This window comes from Nostoc sp. (genome assembly GCF_036917755.1).
In the GTDB taxonomy this organism is placed as follows: Bacteria; Cyanobacteriota; Cyanobacteriia; order Cyanobacteriales; family Nostocaceae; genus Nostoc.
Genome location: NZ_JBALFC010000050.1, coordinates 1 through 26654, shown reverse-complemented (window position 1 = coordinate 26654; position 26654 = coordinate 1). Strand labels below are relative to the sequence as shown.

The following is a 26654-nucleotide window of genomic DNA, read 5'->3' as shown; positions in this document are numbered from 1 at the left end:
ATCAAGATATGAAGGCTAGTTTTATTTGAATGCTGAAAAACTTGAGTGCAGTGCATCCAAGCTTGGTTTAACTCCAAAATATTACGATATGTGACTAGGAGATTAAATTAAACAGGATGCTAAAAAAACTAAATCAATAATATGGGGTTTCTTCAATGGTTGATAGATTATACCTAGCATATACACTTGCAGATGCTGAGTGGCTAATTGCACACCCAGAGCTATTAAAAGAAGGTAAGATTATTTATTCAGGAATTGAGCCTCATTTGGTCTTTCGTTCAGCAAGAATTCCTGCGGATGATGGAGTTGAATTATATCGGCGATTAGATTTTTGCACTATTGCCAATGAGGCAGAATATCTAAGATGTAAATTTGAGCAAACTTTGCGACAGGTTGGACCTGATTACGGGCTATCACTCATTTATCAAGATATTGATATTTTATCTTGTTCTCTCCATCTTCTCTACTATTTTTTCTACGAAGCTGTAACTTCCTATCATCTCGCATTAGCAATTCTGCGAAGATATCAACCCAAAGAAATTTGGGTAAACCAATCACCATTTACTGCTGTAACACAGTGGGGTCTTGCTCCTCCGCCTCAGACTAATTATGAGAATCAAGTATGGGGTTTTATGAGGAATATAGGAGTAATTATAAAAGATTTAGAAATTCCTAATACGTTAAAATCATCGAATGTTCAAGAGCAGAAGATTAACTTAATTTATAGATCGCAATATCAACCTTGGCAGCCTCAACATAGCCAAAGACCCACAGTTAACCAAAGTAAAAACTCATTAAAATCAGACGTTTTATTAGCGCTCCAAAATAACTTCCTCAAAAATTATGCACCTATTGGTGAAGCATTGGCAAATTCTTTTAATCTCAAAACACTAGATTTAATTCAAGAAAATCTATGGTTGGGATGGCATGATGCTTCAGATTCAATTCCTGTTCCTCTCATTCAGGATTTAGACAATACAAGTTCAGTACAAATTAATCAGCTTTTGAATGATCAGCGGTTTTCCGATGCTTTCTTGGAGTATCCACTAGACATCTGGAAAATTATTCAATCAAGAGCAGACCTTTTATTAAGCTTTGATATTCCCTTTGTTCGCGCTTGGATAGAATGTGCTCACTGGGTACTAGCTCAGGTGCAACCTAAATTTATCGTCATGGCGGAAGAAGTTTCACTAGCAGCGCGTTCATTAGGAGCGGTAGCAAAACTGTATGGGGTTAAAAAACTTGTAATTGAGCATGGATCTCCTGATACTCAAATATCAAAAAATGAACGCTCTGATATGCATCACTGGCAACATAATTATGCTGAAACCAGACCTGATTATGTGGCTACGTGGGGTTGTTATGGTCAGCATTATTATATAGAAAATCTTGGTTGGTCAGCAAAACAAGTTATTCCTACTGGCTGGCCTTGGATTGAAAGGGAGATAAGACAGCATCTCAGCAGTAGAAAAATAAACGAGTTTGCCCATGTCGAACGGCAGTTACTATTTTTAAGTACATCAACACATAAGTCTTACCATTATTTGTACGAAACGCTTCTTGAAGCAGCCAAGCAATTGCGTTTTCAAATTATTATCAGACCTCATGGTGCTGAAAACATGAATTACTTGCGTGACTTAGCTAATCTCATTGGTGTCAATGTCAAGATTGACAATTCAAGTAACATACTCGATCAAATTGCAGAAAGTGATATTATTATTGGTGGAGCAACCAGTGTACTAAGTTATGCGATCGCACTGAGTAAGCCTTGTATTTTTTTAGATTTGTTAGGAATGAGAGATTATAAACCCTATGCCATAGAAGGTGCAGCAATAGGGGTATATAATTGCGAAGAATTAATTCCGGCAATTGAAAAGCTAAACAGTGATTATCAGGAAAGAGATCGCCAACAGAAAAAACAAAAGCTGTTTACACAACAATACTTAGGCGAACTAGATGGTAAGGCGACTGAGCGGATTATAAATTTTGTCAAAAGGGAGATTGAAATGCAAGATAACTTATCAACTGACTATAGAAAACTTACAACGCAAGCAGATATATTGCGTGTAGATATAGGCTGTGGAATTCATAAACCTAAAGATTTCATTGGCGTAGATATTGCTCCTGGTATTGGTGTTGATATCGTTGCTGACCTCAGTAAAGAATTTCCCTTTCTTGATAGTTCAGTAGACGAGTTGAGAGCACACGACATTATCGAACATCTCTATGAACGAATTCACACAATGAATGAGATTTGGAGAATCTGCAAACCTGGTGCAAAAGTTGATATTCGTGTGCCATCTACAGATGGTCGAGGAGCTTTTCAAGACCCAACTCATATCAGTTTTTGGAATATTAATTCTTTTCTGTACTACTGTAGTGAATTTCCAGCTTATATAGAACTTTGTAGAAGATATGGATTTAAAGGCGAGTTTAGAGCTTTGAAAATTGAACATGAAGAATCCCCTGGCGGAGTAATTCATGTTAGGGCTGAATTGGTTGTAATAAAGCCAGTATCTGATTTAATTAAAAATCAAATTCCTGAAAGTAACCATTTGATAATTCCCCAGGAATATCAGCAGGAAATTCAGAAACAATTTGCTCCTGAAGTTAATGTAGATGTTGAAGGTCAAGAACAAGATATTTTTTCTAAAATTTCTTCTTACGTTGAACAATATCAACAAGATTCGACTAGTCGCACAGCAATAGCAAATATCCGTCAGGCTCGTCATCAAATTGCCCAGCAATGGCTGAACATCTCAGACTCTGAAATTGAAAGCGTGTACTTAGGAGATTTGGGGAAAGCACATCAAATATTGCTTAATAATAGCATAAGAAATGATGTATTTACTCGTACTGAACAAGCTTTTGTAGATGAACTCACTGCACACATTTCTAGAGGCTTCGATGAACCCAAATCACTTCAGTATATATTGGCAGCTATGCTGTATAGTTATGCTGCTCACTTACCCCTAACGCATGATATCTCTACTACTCCTACGTGGTTTATTAATGACTATTTCAAATTCCTATTTCAACCTCAACTTTACTTTCAAGAAATGGGAGAAGCAGAGAATTACTATCACTATATGCAGAGGTGGGTTGATTACTTACATACATCCATATTTAGGAATCAAGATTCTCTGTTATGGCATAAAATAGTTCAACATTTTGTCAAAAGCGCTAATTTTATCCCTCTATACTTTAATGAAACTAATCTTAAAGATATCTATGTAAAACGTGCGGAAATACTAGATTTTTTCTTGGCTATTAATGGCTATCAAGTAAATTATGAATTTAACGAGAGGCTTATAACTAGAAAAAAAATTCGGATGGGTATTCTCGCAGCGCATTTTCTGCCTTCAGCAGAAACATTTGCCACACTTCCTGTTTATGAATATATCAGCCGCTACTTTGAAGTAATTTTGTACTCTCTGAATCAAACTGGTCATCCTCTAGAGCAATATTGCCAAAGTTGTGCCAACTCCTTTAAACTGCTGCCACAAGATTTAGCAGAACAAGCAAATACTATTCGTGCTGATGATCTGGATATATTATTCATTGCTACCAATCTGACTGCGGTAACGAATCAAATCTGCTTCTTATCAATGCATAGGTTAGCGAGAATACAAGTTACCAGTGGGGGATCGGTTGTAACAACTGGAATGCAGCACATTGATTATTACATCTCAGGTACGCACACCGATCCATCAGCAACGTCAGAACAGCAATATCAAGAAAAGTTGGTGAAACTAGAAGGAACTGCTCATTGCTTTAGTTATGGTAATGAGCAAGAAAATGTAACTATCAAAGTTGATCGAGAAAGTTTAGGTATCTCTGAAGAAACAGTTATTTTTGTCTCTGGTGCTAACTTATTCAAAATAATTCCTGAACTAATTAATACGTGGGCAAAAATTATTTCTAGAGTTCCCAACTCTGTTTTAGTGCTTCTGCCATTTGGCCCGAATTGGTCAAACACTTATCCTAAAAAAGCTTTTGTGAATCACTTGAATAAAGTATTTTCAAAGCATGGAATAACAGCAGACCGATTGATAGTCTTAGATCCTCAGCCCGTACCAAATCGACAAGAAGTTAAAGCATACTTCAGTATTGCCGATGTTTATCTAGATTCTTTTCCATTTGCTGGAACAACTTCTTTGATAGAACCACTACAGGTTAATTTACCAGTAATTGCTAGACGGGGAACTACCTTTCGGTCTGCAATGGGGGCTGCAATGGTGCAAGCATTAGATGTAACTGATTTAGTTGCGGATAGTGAAGAGTCTTATATACAGTTAGCGATCGCACTTGGCAATAACCCTGAATTACGCCAACAAAAGAGCGCCCAAATCAAAGAAAAAATGCAAGGTAATCCGAGTTTTCTAGATAGCCGCTCTTACTCAGCTAAAATAGGCAGCCTCTTCCAAGAACTATTTAGTAAATATCTTGCAGATACTCTGAATCAAAATTTCCGCTTAAAAGATATTAACCTAATTATTTTCCCAGACTGGTCACAGCCAGAAGACCTACTATATCAAGATTTAGCAAGTGTTATTTCTACTCTCACTACTCACCCAGATAAAAGCCATATAACTCTCCTGATAGATACTCACAAAGTTTCTGAAGAAGAAGCTGATATGCTTTTATCCTCTTTGACCATGAATTTGCTCATGGAGGGTGATGTAGATATAACTGAGGGGCCAGAAATTTCTCTGCTAGGCAAGATGAGTGATACACAATGGAAAACTCTTTTGCCTAGAATTAATACTCGAATTGCTTTAGCAACAGATAATCAACAGGCGATCGCCCAAGCGAAAGCAGAAACTCTTCCTTACAAATTGCTTTCAATCAACTGACGGTATTCGCTCTTTTGCTTCACACCTTTAACTTCCTTCACCAGTTCCTTATTTTTGAACAATTGAACCGTTGGTGTTCCTGTCACACCAGCATTTTCAGCAATATCTCGGTCTTTGTCGATGTCAATTTCCACAAAGTGAATTTTGCTGTCAAATTCATCCACCACTTTATTTAAAATTGGCTTCAGGGTATGACAAGGACCGCAACCAGGAGAGACGTATTTAACCAGGAGTAGGCGATCGCTTTCATGGAACAATTTCCGTAAAGCATAACCTCCCTGATGGCGTGTCCCATTCAAATTAAATTCAGCTTCTTCCTCGGCTTCAGTCTTTTTGGCTGGCTGATGTTCTAATTCATTATCTGCTGTTTCTGCCTGTTGATGGAATTCTTGAATCAAGCCACTGAATGACAACCAACGTTCTGCTAACATCGCCGCCATACAGCCAGTACCCGCAGCCGTAATTGCTTGCCGAAACTCATGATCTTGCACATCGCCAGCAGCAAAAACGCCCTCTACACTCGTTTCTACAGTACCGTGCTTGGTGACAACATAACCCACCTCATCCAGTTCTAATTGTCCCTTAAATAGAGAGGTATTGGGACTGTGACCAACGGCGTAGAATAAACCCTTAGCGTGCAGTTTGCTCTCTTCACCAGTTTTGGTATTGCGGACTTTCACCCCTTCCATGTGACCATTACCGAAGATATCCACAGCCTCTGTATTCCAATGCACCTGGATTTTTGGGTTGCTCAAAACCCTGTCTTGCATGGCTTTAGACGCCCGCATCTTATCAGTGCGTACCAACATATTCACCTTAGAACCGTATTTGGTGAGGTAAATTGACTCTTCCGCCGCCGAGTCGCCAGCACCAATTACAGCCAATTCTGCACCGTGGAAAATTGGCGTTGCACCATCGCAAATCGCACAAGCAGAGATTCCCCGACTCCAAAATTCATGTTCGCTGGGTAAACCCAAACGCTTTGCTGTTGCACCAGTAGCAATGACAATGCTGTTGGTTTTAATTTCCCTTTCTTGCGATCGCACTATAAAGGGACGCTGACTCAAGTCAACTGAGATAACATCTTCAGTATATAGTTCAGCCCCCCAGCGCTCCGCCTGCGCCTTCATCTGATCCATCAGTTCCGGCCCCGTAATCCCTTGGGGAAACCCAGGAAAGTTCTCGACTTCCGTCGTTGTCATTAGTTGCCCACCAGGTAAACCCCCGGCTTGGAAACCTTCAAATACAACGGGTTTCAGGTTAGCGCGTCCGGCATAAATGGCGGCTGTGTAACCTGCTGGCCCAGAACCGATAATTACTAAGTTTTCTACTGTTGGGTTAGTCATGACCATATACAAACTCATAACGACTACGCTTAATATAGCATAATAAATTGTGATTGGCTAGATCATGGTGGCAGCGATCGTAAAATGCCTATGGTGCTATATGCTCAATACTTGTCAAACAGCCTCTTAACTCCTAAGACTGTTCTTGCAGATGCTTCCTGATAGTTTCAACGTCTAGTTCTAAAAATTCTGCTATTTCTTGAATGCTCACACCTCTATCAACACATTTCCCGACATCTCACCCATAATTTAAAATCTCATGAAGCTAGATCCAACTCAGACATATACCTTTAGCAAATATTTTGAAAGCGGTTACTATTCTGAAGACTTGGCTCAAGCCTTCGGTTATTCACTAGAGTACAAAGTATTTCAATTGCCACAATACTCAGGCGAATTGGATAGATTGCTCGAATTGAGAGAAAGGATAGAAGAATCTCTTCCTTATGTAGAGTTGACTACTGAGTTAGCGAGAAGGGAAGTAATAATTTCTAGAATAGTCTTAGAGTTGATACATTACACGAAGGCAAAACTAAGAATAGAATTTAGCCTGAGAGTGAATAATCAACTTCAAGGTACACTAGATTATTTAATTAGAACCACCCAACCAAATCAACTATTAGTCATAGAAGCAAAACAAGCTGATTTAAGTAGAGGCTTCACTCAATTAGTAGCCCAAATAGTTGCACTGGATTTTTGGGAGGATTCCCCAACTGTTGCAGAACAACCTATATTAACTGGTTGTGTCACTACAGGAAGTTTGTGGCAGTTTGCAAGTCTAGATAGAGTAAATAAACATTTTACTCTAGGGATTAATAGCTACAGAGTTGTCGAAGATATTGAGGAATTGATGAGAATATTAGTAAGGTTATTGAAAAATTGAGCTATTTCCGACAGCAGCCCCACGCCGTCCCGAAGGGCGGCGATGGGAAGAATGGCGGGGCGGTGACGAACACACCCCCGAATCAATGTCAACCGCTAGGTTGACGGGATGAGCGGGGTGGGTGAGGAATCGCCAATTTGTCTTGGGTGCAACTCGCGGAATCTTGGTTTTGCACGTATTGTTTTAGAACTTCGACAGTCACCCCACCGCACGAGGCGACAAAGTAAGCACTATTCCAGAACACGGGTTTACCCCAATAGACGCGCCTAATCTCCATCAAAAACTCTTTGCGAATTTGTTGACTGGTGTAGGACTTTAAGGCGTTGACAAACTTTGACAGCTGCATCTGGGGATAGTACCGGAATAACAGGTGAACATGGTCGCTTTCACCGTTGAATTCAATCACTTCACAACCCCATTTCTGGGATATATGATTAACTAATTCACCCAATCGAATCAGCATAGCAGGTGTGATGACTTTTAGTTCGTAGGCTCTCCGTGTGCCAGGGGGATGATACTCTAATCCAGTGATTTCGCCCTGTTTTACCCGTTGCCCAAGGCGGTATTTCGGCGGTGTCCAACTGTCAGGAATTTTCATTTTGTTACCTCTACAACGCAAGAAAGAGACGCATTATTGCGTCTCAGAGGAAGGGGAAAATTTGATTTATGCTGCAAGAATTGCGTTTATCGCTTGTCCGTCAGTTACCCATGATGTGCGTTGTATGGTGCAGCAGGGCTGGGATATCCAGCAACCTTCTAAGCTCTGGTAGAATGTGCCAAGTAGGTTGATTCCTTTTTCTCCGCCCCAAACGCGGTAAAGTTTGCCGAATACATCATCAGTGGAGTCAATCTCGTAATATGCGGATTGCTCTGATTGCTGTGCGAGGTGATTGTCTAATTCGGCTTGGGTTACGGATTGAATGTCGAGTGTTGCTAATGTCATAATGGAAATCTCCATGAATATGTTGATAGAGAAGCGCTTAAGTTTGGTAGACGGGGCGCTTTCTCTATATATTTATATTAACTGCTACGATGAATGATGTCAATCGTTGCGATGAATTATTTTACTGCTACAATGAATATATAGCTTGTAGGGATTAATATTCATCGTAGGAGTTAAGCTGGTATGGATGCAATTTGCAAGGACACCATGCCGATGAAATGGCGACTTCCTGTTCTAATGGCTGACAGGGAGATAGATTACAAAGAACTAGCAAAAGTTACCGGGATGCATCCCGGTACAATTAGCAAGCTTAAAAACAACCTGCCTGACAGGTTAGAACTGGTGACGCTTATGAAACTGTGTAAAGCGTTAAAGTGTCAACCGGGTGACTTGCTGGCGTACATTCCAGGTGAAGGGGATGACTTGTGATTGAACCTTTTGCCATCAATCCCCTCATCCTGCCTTCAACGCCAAACCTTCTGCCTTTCCTATGCGCCTAGCCTACCAGTACCGTCTACGCCCGACATCGCAACAGATAGCCACCTTTGAAAGCTGGCTAGAACTGTGTCGCCGTCAATATAACTACAGGCTTGCTGAACGGTTTAACTGGTGGGACAATAATCGCTGTGACGTTAACCGATGCTCTATCATTTCTTGCGGGATCGCACCACTTAAGGACAAGCCTGATTACTATAGTCAGAAGCGGGATTTAACCAACAGTAAAGCTTTATTCCCGGAATACAAAGAACTGCCTTCACACACGCTACAGGATGTAATCGCACGGGTTGAAAAGACGTTTGAACGTTGGTTAAAAGGTGATAGCAAGGGCTTTAAATCTGGTCGTCCACGGTTCAAAGGTAAAGGGCGCTATCATTCATTGGCGTTTCCTGACCCTATCAAACCAGAACACCTAACGGGTAAATTCATCCAGTTACCCAAAATTGGCAAAGTGAAGATGATTTTGCATCGTCCAATCCCGGACGGCTTTAAAATCAAAACTGCGACGATTACCCGTAAAGCTGACGGCTATTACATCAGTCTTAGTCTGGAAGATGTAACTGTGCCTAGCGTCACATCTGACGTTATCCCCACGTCAGATAACACGGTGGGTATCGACATGGGCTTAAAAGTATTTTTGGTAACGAGTGACAACCAAGAAATAAAAATTCCCCAACATTACCGTAAAAGCGAGAAGAAACTGAAGCGGCTGCAACGTCATTTATCTCGAAAAAACAAGGGGTCAAATCGTCGCAAGAAAGGAATTAAACGTGTTGCCAAGACTCATTTAAAAGTTGCTAATCAACGTAAAGACTTTCATTATAAAACCGCAATATGGTTAATAAATCAATCTCAGGTTATTGCCCATGAAAACTTAAATATCAAGGGGCTAGCAAAATCAATGCTAGCCAAGTCTGTAAACGATGCTGGTTGGGGTCAATTTCTACAAATTCTAAATACCTTGGCTGCAAGTGCTGGGTGTTTGGTGATTGCTGTAAATCCAAACGGTACTAGTCTTGAATGTTCTGATTGTGGCGCGACAGTTCCGAAAACATTGGCCGATAGATGGCATAACTGTTTATGTGGCGCTAGTTATTGCCGTGACCACAACGCCGCGCGAAATATAAAACATAGGGCGGAGGGTCATCCCGTTCTTCAAAGCTCAGGAAATGTCCGACGGGTTGCCGGGAGTCACTGAGAAGCCCCCGCCGTCCCAGAGGGCGGCGCGGGGAGTATGTCACAGAGAAACCAAAAAACATCTCACTATCTCACCCATCCCTACCTACCTATCACAAGCTACAGGAGAAGTTAAAAGAGGCGGGAATGCCTGAAGACCTAGATTAACGACTTATCCCCCCATAACCCAGGGCTGTTTCATTCCACAAGATAAAGGAGTTTGTCAATATCATTAATAAGTTTATAAAAAATTATCTGTTTTCATTGATGCTATTAATGGCAAACTATGGAGTCGTTTTCCTTTGAATATAATACATTGTAGCTTTCTGAGAGTAGCGGCAATTCATGAATTGCCGCTACTTATGATATATATAAGAGTATTTTCTGTAATATTATGTCTTTCACCATTACAGACTTAGAGCAACTACAAACCGATCATCCAGAATGGCAGATGGAGTTGGTAGAGGGGAAAATCATAGTTATGGGGCCATCAGATTACGAGTCAGAGGAAATTGGCGCTCGTCTAATTACCTTCTTGAATAACTGGGTCATGTCGCGCAAACTAGGGCGTATAACTGGCTCTAGTGCTGGATTTATCCTGCCGAGTATAGAAGAGGACGACTCGGAAAAAAGAAACCTACGTGCCCCTGACGTGTCTTTTGTTCGGGCTGACCGATTGAAGAAGACCAAGCGCGACTTTGTAGAGTTAGTTCCAGACCTGATGGTTGAGATTAAATCTAAAAGCGACAGAATTAAACCGCTTGAAGAGAAGATTCAGTTATTTTTGCAGCTTGGGTCTGTAGTCGGCATACTGATTGATCCTGATAAATTGACAGTAACCGTTTATCGAATAAACCAAACTCCGGTGGTATTGCAGAATAGTGACACGCTCACACTACCAGACTTGCTACCAGGTTGGGATCTGGCAATATCAGAGTTGTGGCCACCTGAGTTTGATTAAGGCACTCTCACAACCGAAATTGGGAATCTAGCCCCTGGTCTACACCAGGGGCTTTTGAATGCAAGGATTTTGCATTGTGTAACCGCATTTACCCAAACTTTTTTTATCAAGGTGATAGGAAACCGATCGCAGTTGGGTAAGTTACATCTAGAACACCGAATCGCTTCCTACCCCCGGAAAAACACTTATGAAGACCGAACTAAAAGCCAAGTTTCTCCAACACATCCTCGCCAAGAAGAAGGGAGATGAGGGTTTTACACTCATTGAATTACTAGTAGTAATTATCATCATCGGTATTTTATCGGCTATTGCCCTACCTTCTTTCTTGAACCAAGCAAACAAAGCCAAGCAGTCAGAAGCTAAAACCTACGTGGGTTCCATGAACCGCGCACAGCAAGCTTTTTACTTAGAAAATACTTCATTTACAACTTCAATTGGTGCTTTAGGTCTTGGTATTGCAACACAAACCGTTAATTACCAATACTCGGCTGCCCTGCTGACGGGCAATACTGTAGTAAGCAACCTAGCACAAGTAATACTTGCCAGTGCGCCTCTCAAAAGCTATGTTGGTATTGTAGAACTGACAACCCAATCTGCTACCGGTGAAGCTACTACCATAGCTGTTTTGTGTGAAGCTAACAGCGCTATGGTTAACGGTGGTGTAAACGCAACTGCCGCTACAGTTACCTACAATCAAGGAACAGCTACTTGTCCCGCCAGCTTCGTCTCTTTGGCTAAGTAACCAACCAAGGACAAACAGTATATAAATTGTCTCTAAACTAGAGATTTTCCAAAGTGGGTAGATGCTTCTATCCACTTTATTTCAATTTTGTGATTTATTCACAATTAGATTGCCCATACCTTTCTCTATGAGAATCACAATGATTACTGATATATATAATTGGCAAAATCAAGCTAAACAATACTTCATTCAAGAAAAATATTCGCAAGCAGCACAGTTATATGAACAAGCAATAGCAATAGAACCAAATGTTATTTTTTATTATTGGCATTTAGGACTACTATTGCTATTACAAGGGCAAGAAGCAGAAGCTCAAATGACTTGGATGCTGCCAATGACAGAGGCAGATGAAGAACAGTTACCAATTTGGACAAATGAACTATTTCAAGTTTTGCAAATAGAAGCTGCAAGACGCGAAACACTGGCAGAATATTCTCTAGCTTGGTTAATTCGCCAACACATGCGGGAAATTAATCCTAGTTATATAAATAATTTGCTTCAAATTCTTATACTTTCTATCAAATTGGAAAAGATTGAAGAAATTGATAATTTGAACGAGTGGGGATTAATTGAAAGTTTAAATGCAAAAGAAAATATAGAAATTAATACCGAATTATTAATCCAAGTTTTAAAAGAATTTTTAAATACTGTTCCTTTACATCCAATTAATCTAAATTTAATAGAAGCTAGTCTTCCTTATTTTTCTGATACTGACCAATGCTTTTCTATAGTGCTTCCTGCTGCTATCCAAATTGGTCATACTTTGCGGCAGCCTTTACTCGCAGCATCTCTGCTAGAATTGCATTTACGATTGCAGCCAGATAATGTAGAAATTTTGCGGCACTTAGCCACTTTTTATCAAGATGCTGGTAATTATTCTCAAGGAATAAAGACAGCTAGGTTGTGTTATTCCCTATCAGAAGGTTCGGCTGATAAAATTTTTGCACTCCATTTGCTCTTAAGGGGTCTAATGTCAGCAGGGGGATATTGGCAAGAGATATGTACAACTTGTCAAGAATTAGAAACTGTATATAAAGAGTTTATTAAAGCTCAACGAATTCCTTTAGAAGAAGGAAGAATATTACGGTTACTTACGCCATCTTTTACGATACCTCACATTAAAGATGCTCCTGCTGATTTCCGAGCTATTCATAATCAGGTAGCTGAGATTTTTCATAATTATATTCAAGCTTTTTCCCAATCACAAGGAAAAAATTATGTTCGTAAAATTATTAATAATCAATCTTTAACACCCCATCCGAAGAAATTAAAAATTGGTTATATATCTTACGTTTTAAGGAATCATTCTGTTGGTTGGCTAGCTCGCTCGTTATTTCAGCATCATGATCGAGATAAATTTGATATTCATACCTATTTTGTGAACTATCAATTAGTAGATGATTTTCTACAGGATTGGTATGTAGAAAAGGCAGGAAAAGCTCACAAGTTAGGCATGAACGGTCTGGAAATTGCTGACCAGATATATCAAGATGAAATTGATATTTTAATTGACCTGGATAGCATTACTCTAGATATTACTAGTCAAGTGATGGCACTCAAGCCAGCCCCAATTCAAGTTACTTGGCTGGGGTGGGATGCATCAGGCATACCTGCAATTGATTACTTTATCGCAGATCCTTATGTACTGCCAGATGATGCACAAAATTACTATACAGAGAAAATCTGGCGATTACCTCAAACTTACATAGCAGTAGATGGTTTTGAAATTGGTGTACCAACTCTCCGCCGCGATGAGTTGGATATTCCTATGGATGCCGTTGTATATCTCAGCGCCCAAAGAGGATATAAACGCCATCCAGAAACGACAAAGTGGCAAATGCAAATTATCAAACAAGTACCTAACAGCTACTTTTTGATTAAGGGACCTGCTGAGGAGGAAACAATTAAACGCTTCTTCTACCAAATTGCCGAAGAAGAAGGTGTAGATTGTTCTCGGTTACGATTTTTACCACAAGTTCATTTAGAGTCAGTTCATCGTGCTAATTTAGGCATTGCTGATATTGTATTAGATACATTTCCCTACAACGGAGCGACAACAACTTTAGAAACATTGTGGATGGGTATCCCTTTGGTGACGCGAGTTGGTGAACAGTTTGCAGCGCGTAACAGCTACACCATGATGATAAATGCGGGTATCACAGAAGGCATTGCCTGGACTGATGAAGAGTATATAGAATGGGGCGTGCGTTTGGGGAAGGATGAAGTTTTACGCCAGCAAGTTGCTCTGAAGCTGAAAGCATCGCGGCAAACAGCACCCCTGTGGAATGGCAAACAGTTTACCCGTGAAATGGAAAATGCTTATGAGCAGATGTGGCAGAAGTATATTGAGGAAAAATAAGCGTGTCAACTTAAGCCTTGGCGAATGGAATAGAGCCTCCGGCACGCTGACGCGAACGCGGCTACACAAACAAAGTCCACCTCCGTGGACTAATACAAAATCAAGGATTCTTAACCCACGGAGGTGGGTTTTGCCTGTGTAGACGCGGTTTCTAACCGCCCTTTTAACCTTAAGTTGACATTAATATTCATGAATTGCCCCTACATTTCTTGATAGCAGTTGTTCGTAATCCTTTGGTGTATCAATATCGATATCCCCTAGTGGAAACTGAATGGAAAACACTTCATTCAGGTTATTATTAATAACTTTTTTTGCTCCTGAAGTCTCTTGCAAAACCGCAAGTTCTGAAAAATATCTCTGACTAAATAGAGCAGGTACACCTAATGTACCCGCATATTCAGAAGCAATGATCGGTTTTTTTGCCGAATAATAGGCATCAACAAGTTGATTAATAATTTGGTGAGACACAAATGGTTGGTCGCAAAGTGTAATAACTACTGCTTCTATTTTTTGAGGAAGATTATTTAACAATTCAATACCGCTCTTGATTGAAGTACTCATTCCACAAGCCCAATCGAGATTAGTAACTACTCTAACGGTAAGTTGGTTAATTTGGGGATGAATCTGTTCTGCATTTGCTCCAAGTACTACTACTACAGGTTGACAAACTGAAGCGATCGCCATTTCTGTAATATACTGCAAAAAACTACGTCCTTGGTAAAGCAATAGTTGTTTTGGCGTACCCATACGAGTTGATGCACCCGCAGCAAGAATCATAATTGCTATGGTTGATTTTTGATTGTCTATTTGCTCAGTGTTAAATACCATAACAGATAAAAACTATGTGGTAAGTAGCAAGTTTAAGCTGCTTTCATAGGATTGGTGAATTGGTTGATTGCGATTTCTTAAAAAATTACCACTGCGGTTTGTTAACACTGCTTGAATTTCAGCAATAATTGCGATCGCTATTCCTTGAGGTGTATCTGCTCCAATGTCAATCCCAATCGGGCCATGCAATCTTTTTAATTGTTCAGTATTATAAACCATTCCTTGTAAACTTAAATCTTCAAGCAATTTTTCAGTACGCAGCTTTGGGCCTAAAACCCCGATGTAGCGTGCCGGAGATGGCAGCAACATTTTCAAAATTTCCAGGTCGTCAAGGTAATTATGCGTCATCACTACAGCAGCTGTGTAGTCATCTATAAATACCTGCTTTTCTACAATTTCTCGCCGACTAAGAATGATCTCGCAAGAAGCAGGAAATCGCTCTTTAGTTGCCTGATTAGCTCGACAATCGACTACAGCAACGTCCCAACCTAATGCTTGAGCAAACTGTGCTACGGGTACAGCGTCATAACCTGCACCAAATATTACTAAAGGTGTGGGTGGTTGGATGACTTCGATGAAAACTTCTGCACTACCTAAAGGTAACTGATAGTTATTTACCCTTGACTTTTGATTAGCAAAGGCTGCTTGAGCATCTGCAATCACAGATGGAATTAAATTTGGATCTTTGATGTCAGTAATAATTTTACCATTTGGATGCAGCAGTAAGCGCGACCCAAGTTTGACATTGACTGCGCCTTCAAAGGCAAAGACTGTGGCAATAATACCCAAATGTTTTTTATTAAAGCACTCCTGGGTAAAAGCGATCGCATTCGGTGTACTTTCTCTCTCAAGACGTTCGACGAGAACTTGCACTATCCCATTGCACCCTAGACCAAAGCCCCAAAGAATATCTTCAGAGGCGGTGTTATCGTAAGTAACAACAATTGGTTCACCGTCCGACATTCGTTGTTGAGTATGCTCAAATACGTCATTCTCCAAGCAACCAGCGCTGATTGTTCCAATCATCCGACCTGTATTTGTGATCAACATTTTGGCACCCGGTCGGCGATAGGTTGAACCTTCGGTTTTGACTACAGTGGCCAGGAAAGTGATTTCACCACTTTTTTGACTTGACTCGAAGCCTTCTAAAATTGCTTGTAATTCGTTCATTACTATTTGCTTATTTTTCGGTTTCTAGCAGTTTGTCAGCTTTAGCAAGCAGTCCCAATGAAAACAATGTGATGACTGTGCCATTGTGCATTGCTGCTAGTCTCAAACACGAGTCGTTTTGCCGTCTATGAATTAGACTGACTGCCTTATTGACCGCCGAAGGGCATCGTGGTGTTCTCCTACCCAAGATAAGCGAAAATACCGATTGAAATCATGCCCCGCAGGATAGTTGTCAACTGGGCTTATTTATCTATCATTAGAGTTAGCACGGAATACTGATTTTCCGTAACTTACAGTGAATACTATTAACCACCCGCAAGATTACAGAATTTTATGTTATCTTTTGTGCCGCAGGAAATGAAAGACCCTGCTCCTTACCATCTATTGACAAGCATCGTTGCTCCTCGCCCAATTGCATGGGTATCTACAATTAGTGCCTCTGGAATTCCCAATCTCGCCCCGTATTCGTTTTTCAATGCAGTCGCAGGTTTTCCACCAACCATTATGTTCTCAGTTACATACCATAGACGTGAGCCAAAAGAAAAAGACACGTTACGCAATATTCATGAAGTTGATGAATTTGTGTGTCATGTGGTGGATGAAACACTATCTCAGGCAATGGTTCAAACAGGAACGGAATTTCCCTATGGAGTTAACGAGTTTGAAAAAGCAAACTTAAAAGCTATTCCTGCTACAGATGTCAAGCCCCTGCGGATTGAAAGCTCACCTGTGGCAATGGAGTGTAAAGTCACACAAATAGTTCCAGTCCAAGGAACCAATAATCTGATGGTATTAGGCCGAGTGTTACGATTTCATGTGCGTGAAGACCTATACCGCCAAGATTTGGGGTTAGTTGATACTGTAGGGATGCAGCCGATTACGCGCTTAGGTGGGCCAGTTGAGTATACAAAGATTGGGGAACTATTTGAGATGACAACTCCAAAGGTATGATCGGATGTTAATTTACAAAGAAAGGCAGTGAGCAGAAAGCATAAGCAAAGAAGTATTAATCAAAACTTTACTGACCCTGACTTTGATAGAATTCGCTAAGAGCAACTATTCAAAATTTCAGTTGATGGTTTTTTGTAGCAAGTAAACGATTAACATTGCAGTAAAGATTTAATTCTTTTCTTCAAATGAATTCATACACTGAAACAGAATTCCTGGTTGGTGATATTCCGTACCAAATGTTCATTCAATGTTACCGCCCAAGGAAAGACCGAAATTCAGTTCCTATTGTGCTTTTACACGGCGCTTTTCATACAGGTAGTTGCTTTGTCAAAACACCCGATAATCGCCAAGGTTGGGCAGTATATCTGACAGAACAAGGCTGGGAAACCTACATTGTTGACTGGCCAGGGCATGGTCGATCAGGCTGTGTCCCAGATTTTCCCACGATGCCATATCAACGGGTAATTGATGCTACTGTGGCGCTACTCCAACAAATTGGCCCGGCTGTCATTCTTACCCACAGTATGTCTGGTGTCGTTGGTTGGCAGGCAGCACAAACCCATCCCAAACTTGTTAAAGCTATTGTAGGCATTGCACCAGGGCCACCAGCCAATCTATTACCAGCGATCGCAAAAGACTCTCAGGAGGCTTTTCTCGAAGACCGTCCACGTATTCAGTCGCGTGAAGAAACTAAAAAATACTTCACTAACTCAGATAATTTTCCGCAAGAGGTATTTGAGAATTACTTTTGTAGTTTAGTCCCTGAGAGTGCGCGAATTAGTAACCAGCGCAGAAATGTTGAAGGACAAGGGCTTTATATTTCCCACCCTCAGGTACTATTTGATATTCCCATCTTAGTGATTACAGGCGACCAAGACCCGCGCCATTCTCGTGAGGTAGATGCAGAAACTGCAAAATACTTCCGGGGTGATTTTGTTTGGCTTCCTGAAGTTGGACTTCCTGGCCATGGTCATCTGCAAATGCTTGAACACGGTAACTTAGCGATCGCTGACCTGTTTATTAATTGGCTAAAAAGCAAAGGTCTATAGCGGTTCCCAATCTGGTGAGGTACGTTTTTAAATCTGCTTAGTTTTCTAGAAAAGATTGAGGTGTACCTCCGTTGTTTAGGAAAGGCTATATAGAATCCATTTGACATCTTAGGAAGGGTCTGCAAGCCTCTTAATCATTAGCCTGATGAAGCAGAGGTTGAGTTTGGCAGTGGCACTAGTCAGGGTTCGTTCAAAGTTCTTAACCAGAATTTTACAACGCTCCATCCAAGCATTGGAGCGCTCGATCACCCATCTGGCTACTGCCGGAACAAATCCACATTTTCCTTGTGCTGCTTTCTCTTGTTTTGAGGGTTTCGTAGAAAGTTGAAATTGGATTTTGGTCATGATCTCTGGGTAAATCCGCTCTAACTCCTGAGTTAAATATTCGGGATGATACCCGTGATCTAGCAGGATGGTGATCTTGGGAATATCACTCTTGTTTTGACTTGAAGTAGTCGATGTTGAGAGTAAACATCTCAATTAATCCGGCATCATCCGAGACATTGGCACGAGTGCAGTGCGTAAAGAAGGGAAACCCAAGGGTATCAATAGCCAGATGCCTTTTAATGCCGTTGGTGGCTTTGTAGAAACAAAAACCTTTCGACTCCACACTGGCATTGCAGGTATTTTTCACCGCTTGGGAGTCAATGATGATCAACGTCGTCCAGTGCGGTTTTTTTTTTACCTGTTCACGCACTTGTCCATGTAAGACACTCATTAGTTCCTCGAATACCCCAGCGGCTCGCCACTGTTTGTAGTGCCAATAGACGGTGGAATAAGGGGGGAAGTCTTTGGGTAGGTCTTGCCAATTGCACCCATTTTTCAGTTGATAGAGAATTCCATTGAATATCTCTCGCTTTGTCCAGTTGCTCGGTCGAGTCTGCTTCTTAGTCGGTAAGATTTCTTGCAATAAGGGGTCAAAAATTTCCCATTCTGTATCAGTGAGGTCGCTGGAATACGCCATTAGCATTGGATTGTAGATGCTGAGGAGTACCTTAATTCAAAACCTCATAAGATGTCAAATGGGTTCTATATAGCGGTCTGCTTTGATTTTTGAAATTATTTGCGTAGACAGGGAGTAGGGAGTAGGGAGTAGGGAGTGGGGAAGAAGCCTTTTTGGGTGTACTGATTTTTTTCAAAAATCAAATACGAGTCCCATATCAGCTTTTATCCATTTTCTCAAACGGTATTGTAAACTATTATTTTTTGGCGTAGGCGTAGCCCGCCGTAAGCATCGCACAACTTTTCGGTCTACTGACATTAAGCAAGGGAAGAGCGATCGCATTTCATCAGAAGTCTTTTCTAAGTTCGTGCTTCTTGAGATTAGTGAGCGTAAATCATGTGAGAAATAACCGGGGGTTCATCGCCTTGATGAAAGGCAAAAACCTTTTGACGAATCTCTCGATCTGTCACTGTAAACCGTTCATATTGACGTAAATGATCCACCCAAGACTCGACGATAAATGTCTCTAAGTAGCGATTCGGCTGAGATGTATCATGAAAGATGCCCCAGCGAATTGCACCATCTCGTAACCGCACCACTCGTAAGGCATTAATTGCCGCAATGAATTCCTCTGCTTGATCTGGGTCAATGCAATATTCAAGTGTGACTAAAACCGGGCCTTGTTCTGGTTGCAATTCAATTACTACCAGAGGTTCCGCTCGCCGTAATGCTGGAGCTAAATCAAGTTTTCCTGAGAGCAAGTGGTAACGCCGCGCTGTGAACGTTCCCCCCACTAAGCCAATCGCAGCAACGAATAAGGCACTCGGCGTTCCCCAATGTTCTGCTGCTGCACCCCAAACAATACTGCCAATTGCTGAACCTCCTTGAAATACCATTTGATAGGTTCCCAGCGCCCGCGCCTGCACCCAAGCCGGAACAGCAAGCTGCACTGTGATATTCAAGCTGGATGTCATAGTTGTCCAGGCAATCCCAGCTGCCAGCAAAGCCAGCAATACCAAAGGTACATTGTGAATGAATGCCAGAATTAATGTAGCGATCGCAAACACAAGAGTTCCTGCAATCACAACTCCATCAGTTGTGAGATGTTGCCGCACTTGTGGCATCAAAATCGCCCCGACAATCGCCCCCAATCCAAAGCAACCGAGTAGTAAACCATACCCACCTGCTCCCTGTCGCAAATCCTGCTGTGCCACCAAAGGCAGCAACGCTAACAAAGCACTTGTGCAACTAGTTAAAACAGCTGCCCGAATTAACACGGCTTGCAGAGCGGGAGAAAAGCGGAGATAGCGAATACCAGCCCGCATAGAACCTAATACTCGCTCTGCGGGTAGGGCACTTTCATAAAGCGGTTTGCGCTGCCAACGGTAAAGGATAAAAATCACCGCAAGAAAGGAGAGGGCATTAATCAAAAAGACGACTCCGGCATTTGCTGCTACCAAAATCAAGCCAGCGATCGCCGGCCCAACGGCTCGTGCAATGTTAAACCCAGCACTATTTAAAGCAATGGCAGCCATCAGTTCCGATCGCGGTACTAGTTCTGGTACAATTGCTTGCCAAGCTGGGCCATTCATTGCCGCTCCTAAGTTAAGCAAAAACGTCAGCGCCAACAGTGACCACGGTGTAATCGTACCGGCAAAAATCAATCCACTCAAGATCAGTGCAGCAACCAGCATCCAGACTTGCCAGAATAGCAGTAACCGACGGCGATCAAAAATATCTGCGGTTGCTCCGGCTGGTAGTCCTAACAGCAGCACCGGCAAAGTTGCGGCTGTTTGCATCAGTGCCACCAACAGGGGAGAGGTGGTGAGAGAAGTCATTAGCCAAGCTCCCGCCGTGTCCTCCATCCAACCCCCAATGTTGGAGACAATTGAGGCAATCCAGCGATCGCGAAACAAAGAGTTACGGAGCGGAGTCCAAGCAGAGTTTGTCATGACTGCGGTATGCACTATTTACTAAAGCATTCTGGGAGCGGGGCTACGAGTAACATCCAATCCTGACACACGAGGTAGAGCGATCGTTTTGCCTGTTTGTGCGGCCTCGTAAATCAACGCTATCAGTTTTTGGTCTTGCAAACCTTCTTCACCAGGGGTATGAGGTTGCTTATTTTAAATCACACAAATGCGTCGGCTGACAATGCCAATGCGTTGACTGACAATGCCAATGCGTTGACTGACAATGCCAATGCGTTAGCTGACAATGCCAATGCGTTAGCTGACAATGCCAATGCGTTGACTGACAATGCCAATGCGTTAGCTGACAATGCCAATGCGTTTCTCTGCAATTAAAAACGCTACACTTTTTCAGCAAGCCCTATTTAGCTAAGGCAGAAAAAGCCCCACACCTCCCTTCGGGTAGGTGTGGGATGAATTCTGGGCAATGAGGAATTGACCAACAAGCGGAATTAAACTGCGTTTAATTCCGCTTGTTGGTCGATGACGAATTGCCTCTCTCTGTGGCTGGTAACGAGTCAATAAAGTCTTCAAGTATTTGAGTCATAGTCCTGTCTTTTAAGACTGAATACAATCGAAACTTATTGAGCCTACGCTCACTGATTCGTATTTGTAGATATTTATTTTTCATATTTGTCACTACGATGTCACAACGTTTATGTTATCATAGTTGCAACAAGGAGACGACAAATAAATGAGGACAGCATACCAATACAAACTACGACCAACAACAAAGCAAACCATTGAAATAGACAGATGGCTATCTATGTTATGCGCTCAGTATAATTTCTTGTTGGCTGATAGATTTGATTGGTACGAACGTAATCGTTCACCTATTAACGCTTGCCCCCTTGTCTGCCACATACCAGAGTTGCGCGATAACCCAGACTATTACTCACAAAAGAAGACACTGCCACAACTCAAAAAGACTCATCCTTGGTATGGTGAAATTTACTCGCAGGTACTACAGGATATAGTCAAACGAGTTAAGGTAACGTTTGACCGGCATCTTTTAGGTGATAGCAACGGCTTCCGTTGTGGGCGACCTCGGTTTAAATCTCGTGAACGTTATCGCACGTTTACATATCCACAGATGAAGGATGGGTGTTTGCAAGGTAATTTAATAACTTTACCGATGTTTGGTATAGTCAAGGTTATTCTGCATCGCCCAATACCTGATGGATTTAAAATTAAAACCGCATCTGTCACCAAAAAAGCTGATGGCTATTATTTAACTTTAAGCCTTGAAGATACAACTGTCCCAAGTATTAAGCCTGATTTCAATGCAGACTCAATTACGGGTATCGACCTTGGCTTAAAAGAATTCTTGACAACTTCCGATGGTGATACTGTTTCAATCCCTCAGCATTACCGTAAATCTCAGAAGCGATTACGGGTCATTCAAAAACGTATTTCACGCCGCAAGAAAGGAAGTATTCGCCGCAAAAAAGCTATTAAGCAAGTTGCCAAACAACACAAAAAAGTAGCCGATAAGCGTAAAGACTTTCACTTTAAAACTGCTAATAATCTACTGAAAAAATATGATGTCGTAGTTCACGAAGATTTAAACGTCAAAGGTCTTTCTCGTTCCATGCTAGCTAAGTCTGTACATGATGCTGGATGGGGTAGTTTCTTGTCGATACTGATAACCAAAGCCGAAAATGCTGGGTTATTGGTAATTGCAGTGAATCCATCAGGTACGTCACAAGATTGTTCTAGTTGCGGCGTGAAAGTTCCTAAAAAACTGCATGAACGCTGGCACGATTGCTCTAATTGCGGGTGTGGTCTTGACCGCGATCATAATGCAGCGTTGAATATAAAAAATAGAGCGGCAGGGCATTCCGTTCTTAAAGCCAAGAGCCTCCTAAGCAATAGCCGGATTGTCTTGGAAGCCTACACTGTACTCGAAGAGTCAGTGTAGGAGTATGTCACGCAACTCGAAGAAATAAATTATCCAATTCCTTCATACAAGGCTAATATTAGATTCTTCTTTCCCAACCTCTCCACATCCACGGCAGTTGCTCCTGAGGGAAACCCCCAAGGCATACTGCCGACGCTTTTACGGACGCTCGACTACTCGCTATTGCTAACGCCCCACTGCTTCCCCAACTTTAAGAGCAATGGAATATTTTTTTATTTGAAAGTCCCTTATGGGGTACTGGTTGGAATTGGTCTACTGGTTGGAATTGGGGTACTGGTTGAACTTGGGGTACTGGTTGAACTTGGGGTGCTAGTTGAACTTGGGGTGCTAGTTGAACTTGGGGTACTAGTTGAACTTCCAGGATTAATAATGGAACGAACTTGTTGCAGGTGTTCTTGGAGGGTTGGCAGCGCTTGAGCGGCAAATGCTTTCACGTCTGAATCTTGTCCCTGTTGAGCTTCAGTCTGAAATGCCGAGATATCCTTTTCATGATCTTGAAGCATCTGATTCAAATATTGGCGATCAAAGTTAGCACCAGAAAGTTTAGATAAGCGTTGCTTCACTTGCTGATTTTTGCTGCCGATACTAGTTGGCAGCCTCACACCTTTTTGAGTCGCCAACTGTTTGAGTTGATTGTTGACTTGGGTATGATCTTGAACCATATGCTGTCCAAACTGTTTTACCGCATTGCTAGTTCCACGTTGTGATGCTAATTGTCCGAGTTGGACTTCTGCTAAACCACCTTGAGCCGCTTCTTTTATAAACTGTCTGTCTGAAGAACTGAGGTTATTTTGCCCTGACGTAGTTGGTGACGCAGTTGGTGATGGACTCTCAGTTGTTTGCACAGGCACAGCAGCTGGAGCTTCAGATGTATTCTGGTCATGGGGAGTAGTTGGTGTGCAACCAGTCGCTAGAGATAAAGCGATCGCTACTATACCAGTAGAAACTATTTTGAAGTTGGACATAATTAATGTTCTCCTTGGATAAAGCTATATTTGGCAACGTAGAATGAAAAACAAGCGCGATCGCACAGTTGAGTACGACCCCTAATGCGTAACGCATCAACTGGATGTAACTCACACCTGCGAAATTGCGTAGGCGTAGCCTGCCGAAGGGCAAGCTCAGTGACTATCGTAGATATCGCTGTTTGCGTAAACAAAACGCTTAAAAATAGTATTAATATTTACCCTAGCCAAGCTGGATTCATTGCTGTACTATCATTTTGGGTTGTAGTCTTATATCGTTCGTACTCCCCTTTAGCTGCTGCCTCACGGGTACGCGCTAACAATGCTGTAACTCGTGCCTGATCCATTGGCTCAAAGGTGCGAACTGCTTCAAACGCCTGGTCTAAAATTCTCATGCTGTCGATGCCCGTAATTACAACTGAGGTTGGCAAATTCATGGCGTAGTGCAGGCACTCGATCGCACTGACTGTATTGCTTCTAAGAATGTAAGACTCCCCGATGGTTTTCATTGCCAGCACGCCAATGTTGTTTTTCACTAGCACAGGTAAAACCTGATGTTCAAAACTTCTAAAATGGGCATCCATCACATTCAAGGGCATCTGCACAGTGTCAAAGCGGAAACCATTTTGTGTGGCAGTTTCCAGCATCTGAAGGTGAATCTGAGGATTCTTGTGTCCTGTAAAACCGATATAGCGAATTTTGCCTGCTTTCTGCGCCTCGACAACTGCCTCCATTGAGCCGCCAGGAGCAAAGACCCGATCGGGGTCTTCAAAACGCAGTATTTCATGATGCTGCAATAAATCAATGTGATCGACCTGCAAATCTTTGAGCGATTCATCAATCTGCATCTTAGCAGCGGCTTTGGTGCGACCGTCGATTTTCGTCATTAGGAAGACCTTTTGACGATAACCATCTTTAAGAGCATTTCCCATCCAACGCTGGCTACGTCCGTCGTGATAGTCCCAAGAGTTATCCATAAAGTTGATACCGCGATCAATCGCACTGCGGATCAGTTTGATACTTTCTTGCTCCTCTTGAATTTTTCCAATGTGATATCCCCCCAAGCCAATCACAGATACTTGTTCTTTGGTGCGTCCGAGGTGGCGATACAACATTTCGCCGCGTCGAGTTGCAGTGGGTGAACTTTGGGCTAGCAGTTGAGTATTTTCATCAACAGGTTCTGTTTGGGCTAATAACGGCTGCAAAAATCCTTCCGAAACTACAAGTCCTGCCGCTACTAATCCCGAAGCAGAAGCAGTTTTTAACAAGCTGCGTCTACTAATCTCCATAATTGTCTCCTACAAGCAACAACAGGGATGAGCCGTATAGTATCACGACAATCTGGCACAGCGACTCTAACTAAGGTGTGTTTTGAAATATACTCCGCAAGATGCATTCACAATGCTTACTTTTTGTTTACAGCTATTTTTAGGTAAATAGACCACGCGGTAGGGGCACAGCATTGCTGTGCCCCTACGACAGATGTGGTTCAAATACATGATTTCTGCTGTAAGCTTGCTTGATTTAAAACTTTATCAATAAAGGTAGGAGTTAAAGGGCAGGAGGAAAACTGCCTCTAAGTACAGACATTCTATGGGAATTCATGTACCTGATACCACTTTGCGCGGCACTAAAAAGCCAAGTACAATTGCTACCAAGAACAATGCTGGAACATCACCAAACAGGTGTCCCTGTTCAACAGGGTCAATTACTGCATGTACCGTCATGATCAGCGCGTGGACTACACTTGACCAGACGGTGAACCAGATTAAACTGAGGTGAGCTTCTGGTTGCCTTGAAGCCAATAGCAAAAAGACACCAAGCGTTGCATAAACACCAATGATCATCTGTTCGTATTCGTGCTGACCTGGTTGCCATAACCAGCCTGATGCCCAGACCTGAGTTAGCGGATAGATAAGTAGAAAACTTATTCCAATAATAACCAGAGCAATTTGTAAGTACCGATCACGCTCATCCATTGCTTTAACCTCCGCTATTTTCTAGTGCAGTCTCTACTAACAAAACTGTATAAATTTTGTTTATGATTGTATTCCCACTAGTGACACTTCAGCTTTGGAGTGTTAGAAATTTTAATGCTCCTTGTGGTTTAAAACTGATTCAACTGTAAATGTAAGTTGATGCATTCACAATGCAAGTTAATGTATTCCCAATGCAAGCTGATGCATTCCCAATGCAAGCTGATGCATTCACAATGCAAGTTAATGTATTCCCAATGCAAGCTGATGCATTCATAATGCAAGTTGATGTATTCCTAATGCAAGCTGATGCATTGCCAATGCTTACCTTTTGTTTAAACTTGCGGATTTAAAACTTTATCTTACTGATAGGTTTTTTAGTTGCAATGGGTACATTAAATGTATACTATATTGGTAGATACATTTATGAGTATCCAAGATACAACACGCCGTTTGCGCCCTCAAAGCATTAGTCAAGATATTAGCTCATTCCACGGTTTGCAAACCGTCAGCACCTACAACACGACTCGTGCTGATGCTTCAGATGCAAAGTTACACGAAGTTTATCAGGCGATGTTGATTTCTCAACAAACTGAAACCGAGAAACTAGCTTTATACCGTGCTGCTTCTGATGCTGCCCGACTAGGAGAATGGGAATTTCATAATGCTGTATTAGCAATGAAAGAAGTTGTGCGGGGGCAATATGGTTCAGATAGCGATCAAGCTCAGGCTGTGGGATTGAAGAAAAAATCAGACCGCAAGCGCCCTTCCCGCAAAAAGCTAGTTGCGATCGCCTAACCGCCCCCTGGAAGCGATCGCAAATTAATCAACTTTGGTTGAGTTTAAAAACGGGCGATCGCTAATCCTATGATTGAGCTTTCATCGTTTCGGCGATGCCTACGGCTGGCTACGCCGGAGCATTGTAAGTAGTCGGCGTTGCAATTTATGAGAGATGCGAACTGCCGAAGGCGGCAGCGCTTCGCTATCGCGCAATTCCTGAAAGCTCAACGGCAGCAATTAATCTCTGTTAGAGTCGATGCCCGGTATTATCCGGGGCACCTCTCTGTTAAATCTGGGCGTGCGACTTTCATCGCACCCAGCTTCCGATGTTCTTAGCTTT

At 41.9% G+C, this 26654-nt stretch carries 24 protein-coding genes; 13 read left to right on the top strand and 11 right to left on the bottom strand.

What is annotated here, in order from left to right; genetic code table 11:
* The first annotated feature begins 155 nt into the window (after nt 1-155).
* On the top strand, nt 156-4856 hold the full coding sequence (locus V7L05_RS12210) for an O-linked N-acetylglucosamine transferase family protein (protein WP_335164411.1): 4701 nt from the start codon (nt 156-158) through the stop codon (nt 4854-4856).
* Here the strand turns inward: V7L05_RS12210 and trxB are convergent.
* Nucleotides 4832-6202, bottom strand: coding sequence for a thioredoxin-disulfide reductase (trxB, locus tag V7L05_RS12205; RefSeq protein ID WP_335164410.1), 1371 nt, complete (start codon nt 6200-6202; stop codon nt 4832-4834). The genes V7L05_RS12210 and trxB overlap by 25 nt on opposite strands.
* 259 nt (nt 6203-6461) lie before the next feature.
* Between trxB and V7L05_RS12200 the strand changes: the two genes are divergently transcribed.
* On the top strand, nt 6462-7082 hold the full coding sequence (locus V7L05_RS12200) for a hypothetical protein (protein ID WP_118164352.1): 621 nt from the start codon (nt 6462-6464) through the stop codon (nt 7080-7082).
* An 88-nt stretch (nt 7083-7170) separates the two neighbouring features.
* Here the strand turns inward: V7L05_RS12200 and tnpA are convergent, their stop codons facing one another.
* Together tnpA and V7L05_RS12190 are read right to left on the bottom strand one after the other, a co-directional pair.
* Entirely contained in the window at nt 7171-7680 is a 510-nt protein-coding gene (gene tnpA, locus V7L05_RS12195; protein WP_335164409.1) for an IS200/IS605 family transposase, read from the bottom strand.
* A gap of 66 nt (nt 7681-7746) precedes the next feature.
* On the bottom strand, nt 7747-8025 hold the full coding sequence (locus tag V7L05_RS12190; RefSeq protein WP_335164408.1) for a hypothetical protein: 279 nt from the start codon (nt 8023-8025) through the stop codon (nt 7747-7749).
* Nucleotides 8026-8208: 183 nt separating this feature from the next.
* Here V7L05_RS12190 and V7L05_RS12185 point away from each other — a divergent pair, with 183 nt between their 5' ends.
* The 5 genes from V7L05_RS12185 (at nt 8209) to V7L05_RS12165 (ending at nt 13761) form a co-directional block, all read left to right on the top strand.
* Entirely contained in the window at nt 8209-8454 is a 246-nt protein-coding gene (locus V7L05_RS12185; protein ID WP_335164407.1) for a helix-turn-helix domain-containing protein, read from the top strand.
* A gap of 61 nt (nt 8455-8515) precedes the next feature.
* Nucleotides 8516-9721, top strand: coding sequence for an RNA-guided endonuclease InsQ/TnpB family protein (locus tag V7L05_RS12180; protein WP_335164406.1), 1206 nt, complete (start codon nt 8516-8518; stop codon nt 9719-9721).
* A gap of 372 nt (nt 9722-10093) precedes the next feature.
* Entirely contained in the window at nt 10094-10660 is a 567-nt protein-coding gene (locus V7L05_RS12175) for a Uma2 family endonuclease (RefSeq protein ID WP_335164405.1), read from the top strand.
* Between the two features lie 187 nt (nt 10661-10847).
* The gene (locus tag V7L05_RS12170; protein WP_335164404.1) at nt 10848-11402 is read left to right on the top strand and encodes a type IV pilin-like G/H family protein; all 555 of its coding nucleotides are present in this window, start codon (nt 10848-10850) and stop codon (nt 11400-11402) included.
* Nucleotides 11403-11541: 139 nt separating this feature from the next.
* A complete protein-coding gene (locus tag V7L05_RS12165; protein ID WP_335164403.1) occupies nt 11542-13761 on the top strand; it encodes an O-linked N-acetylglucosamine transferase, SPINDLY family protein in 2220 nt (739 codons plus the stop codon).
* 180 nt (nt 13762-13941) lie between these two features.
* Here V7L05_RS12165 and V7L05_RS12160 read toward each other — a convergent pair whose 3' ends face one another.
* Both V7L05_RS12160 and V7L05_RS12155 read right to left on the bottom strand, forming a co-directional pair.
* Nucleotides 13942-14589: a nucleotidyltransferase family protein gene (locus V7L05_RS12160; RefSeq protein ID WP_335164402.1), complete on the bottom strand. Its 648-nt coding sequence runs from the start codon at nt 14587-14589 to the stop codon at nt 13942-13944.
* A 12-nt stretch (nt 14590-14601) separates the two neighbouring features.
* Nucleotides 14602-15759, bottom strand: coding sequence for an XdhC family protein (locus V7L05_RS12155; RefSeq protein ID WP_335164401.1), 1158 nt, complete (start codon nt 15757-15759; stop codon nt 14602-14604).
* Between the two features lie 357 nt (nt 15760-16116).
* Here V7L05_RS12155 and V7L05_RS12150 point away from each other — a divergent pair, with 357 nt between their 5' ends.
* Together V7L05_RS12150 and V7L05_RS12145 are read left to right on the top strand one after the other, a co-directional pair.
* A complete protein-coding gene (locus V7L05_RS12150) occupies nt 16117-16710 on the top strand; it encodes a flavin reductase family protein (protein ID WP_335164400.1) in 594 nt (197 codons plus the stop codon).
* Nucleotides 16711-16895: 185 nt separating this feature from the next.
* A complete protein-coding gene (locus V7L05_RS12145; RefSeq protein ID WP_335164399.1) occupies nt 16896-17759 on the top strand; it encodes an alpha/beta fold hydrolase in 864 nt (287 codons plus the stop codon).
* 108 nt (nt 17760-17867) lie between these two features.
* On the opposite strand, the gene V7L05_RS12140 is transcribed toward V7L05_RS12145, so the two are convergent.
* The 3 genes from V7L05_RS12140 to V7L05_RS12130 form a co-directional block, all read right to left on the bottom strand.
* Nucleotides 17868-18104 (bottom strand): IS5/IS1182 family transposase, encoded by a 237-nt coding sequence (locus V7L05_RS12140; protein WP_335164398.1) that lies wholly within the window; start codon nt 18102-18104, stop codon nt 17868-17870.
* A gap of 85 nt (nt 18105-18189) precedes the next feature.
* Entirely contained in the window at nt 18190-18723 is a 534-nt protein-coding gene (locus V7L05_RS12135) for an IS5 family transposase (RefSeq protein WP_335164397.1), read from the bottom strand.
* Nucleotides 18724-19082: 359 nt separating this feature from the next.
* The gene (locus V7L05_RS12130) at nt 19083-20654 is read right to left on the bottom strand and encodes an MFS transporter (protein WP_335164396.1); all 1572 of its coding nucleotides are present in this window, start codon (nt 20652-20654) and stop codon (nt 19083-19085) included.
* Nucleotides 20655-20819: 165 nt separating this feature from the next.
* Between V7L05_RS12130 and V7L05_RS12125 the strand changes: the two genes are divergently transcribed.
* Together V7L05_RS12125 and V7L05_RS12120 are read left to right on the top strand one after the other, a co-directional pair.
* Nucleotides 20820-21008, top strand: coding sequence for a hypothetical protein (locus V7L05_RS12125; RefSeq protein ID WP_335164395.1), 189 nt, complete (start codon nt 20820-20822; stop codon nt 21006-21008).
* Nucleotides 21009-21366: 358 nt separating this feature from the next.
* Nucleotides 21367-22593 (top strand): RNA-guided endonuclease InsQ/TnpB family protein, encoded by a 1227-nt coding sequence (locus V7L05_RS12120; RefSeq protein WP_335164394.1) that lies wholly within the window; start codon nt 21367-21369, stop codon nt 22591-22593.
* A 227-nt stretch (nt 22594-22820) separates the two neighbouring features.
* Here V7L05_RS12120 and V7L05_RS12115 read toward each other — a convergent pair whose 3' ends face one another.
* The 3 genes from V7L05_RS12115 to V7L05_RS12105 all read right to left on the bottom strand — a co-directional run bounded on the left by V7L05_RS12115 (nt 22821) and on the right by V7L05_RS12105 (nt 25537).
* Entirely contained in the window at nt 22821-23558 is a 738-nt protein-coding gene (locus V7L05_RS12115) for a DUF4142 domain-containing protein (RefSeq protein ID WP_335164393.1), read from the bottom strand.
* A gap of 218 nt (nt 23559-23776) precedes the next feature.
* Complete coding sequence (locus tag V7L05_RS12110) at nt 23777-24847, bottom strand: aldo/keto reductase (protein ID WP_335164392.1); 1071 nt, start codon at nt 24845-24847, stop codon at nt 23777-23779.
* A 312-nt stretch (nt 24848-25159) separates the two neighbouring features.
* Nucleotides 25160-25537 carry a DUF6632 domain-containing protein gene (locus V7L05_RS12105; protein WP_335164391.1) on the bottom strand — a complete coding sequence of 126 codons (378 nt, stop codon included), beginning with the start codon at nt 25535-25537 and terminating at the stop codon, nt 25160-25162.
* 170 nt (nt 25538-25707) lie between these two features.
* On the opposite strand from V7L05_RS12105, the gene V7L05_RS12100 reads away from it, so the two are divergent.
* Nucleotides 25708-25887: a hypothetical protein gene (locus V7L05_RS12100; RefSeq protein WP_335164390.1), complete on the top strand. Its 180-nt coding sequence runs from the start codon at nt 25708-25710 to the stop codon at nt 25885-25887.
* Between the two features lie 73 nt (nt 25888-25960).
* Complete coding sequence (locus V7L05_RS12095; RefSeq protein ID WP_335164389.1) at nt 25961-26332, top strand: hypothetical protein; 372 nt, start codon at nt 25961-25963, stop codon at nt 26330-26332.
* Nucleotides 26333-26654: the final 322 nt, after the last annotated feature.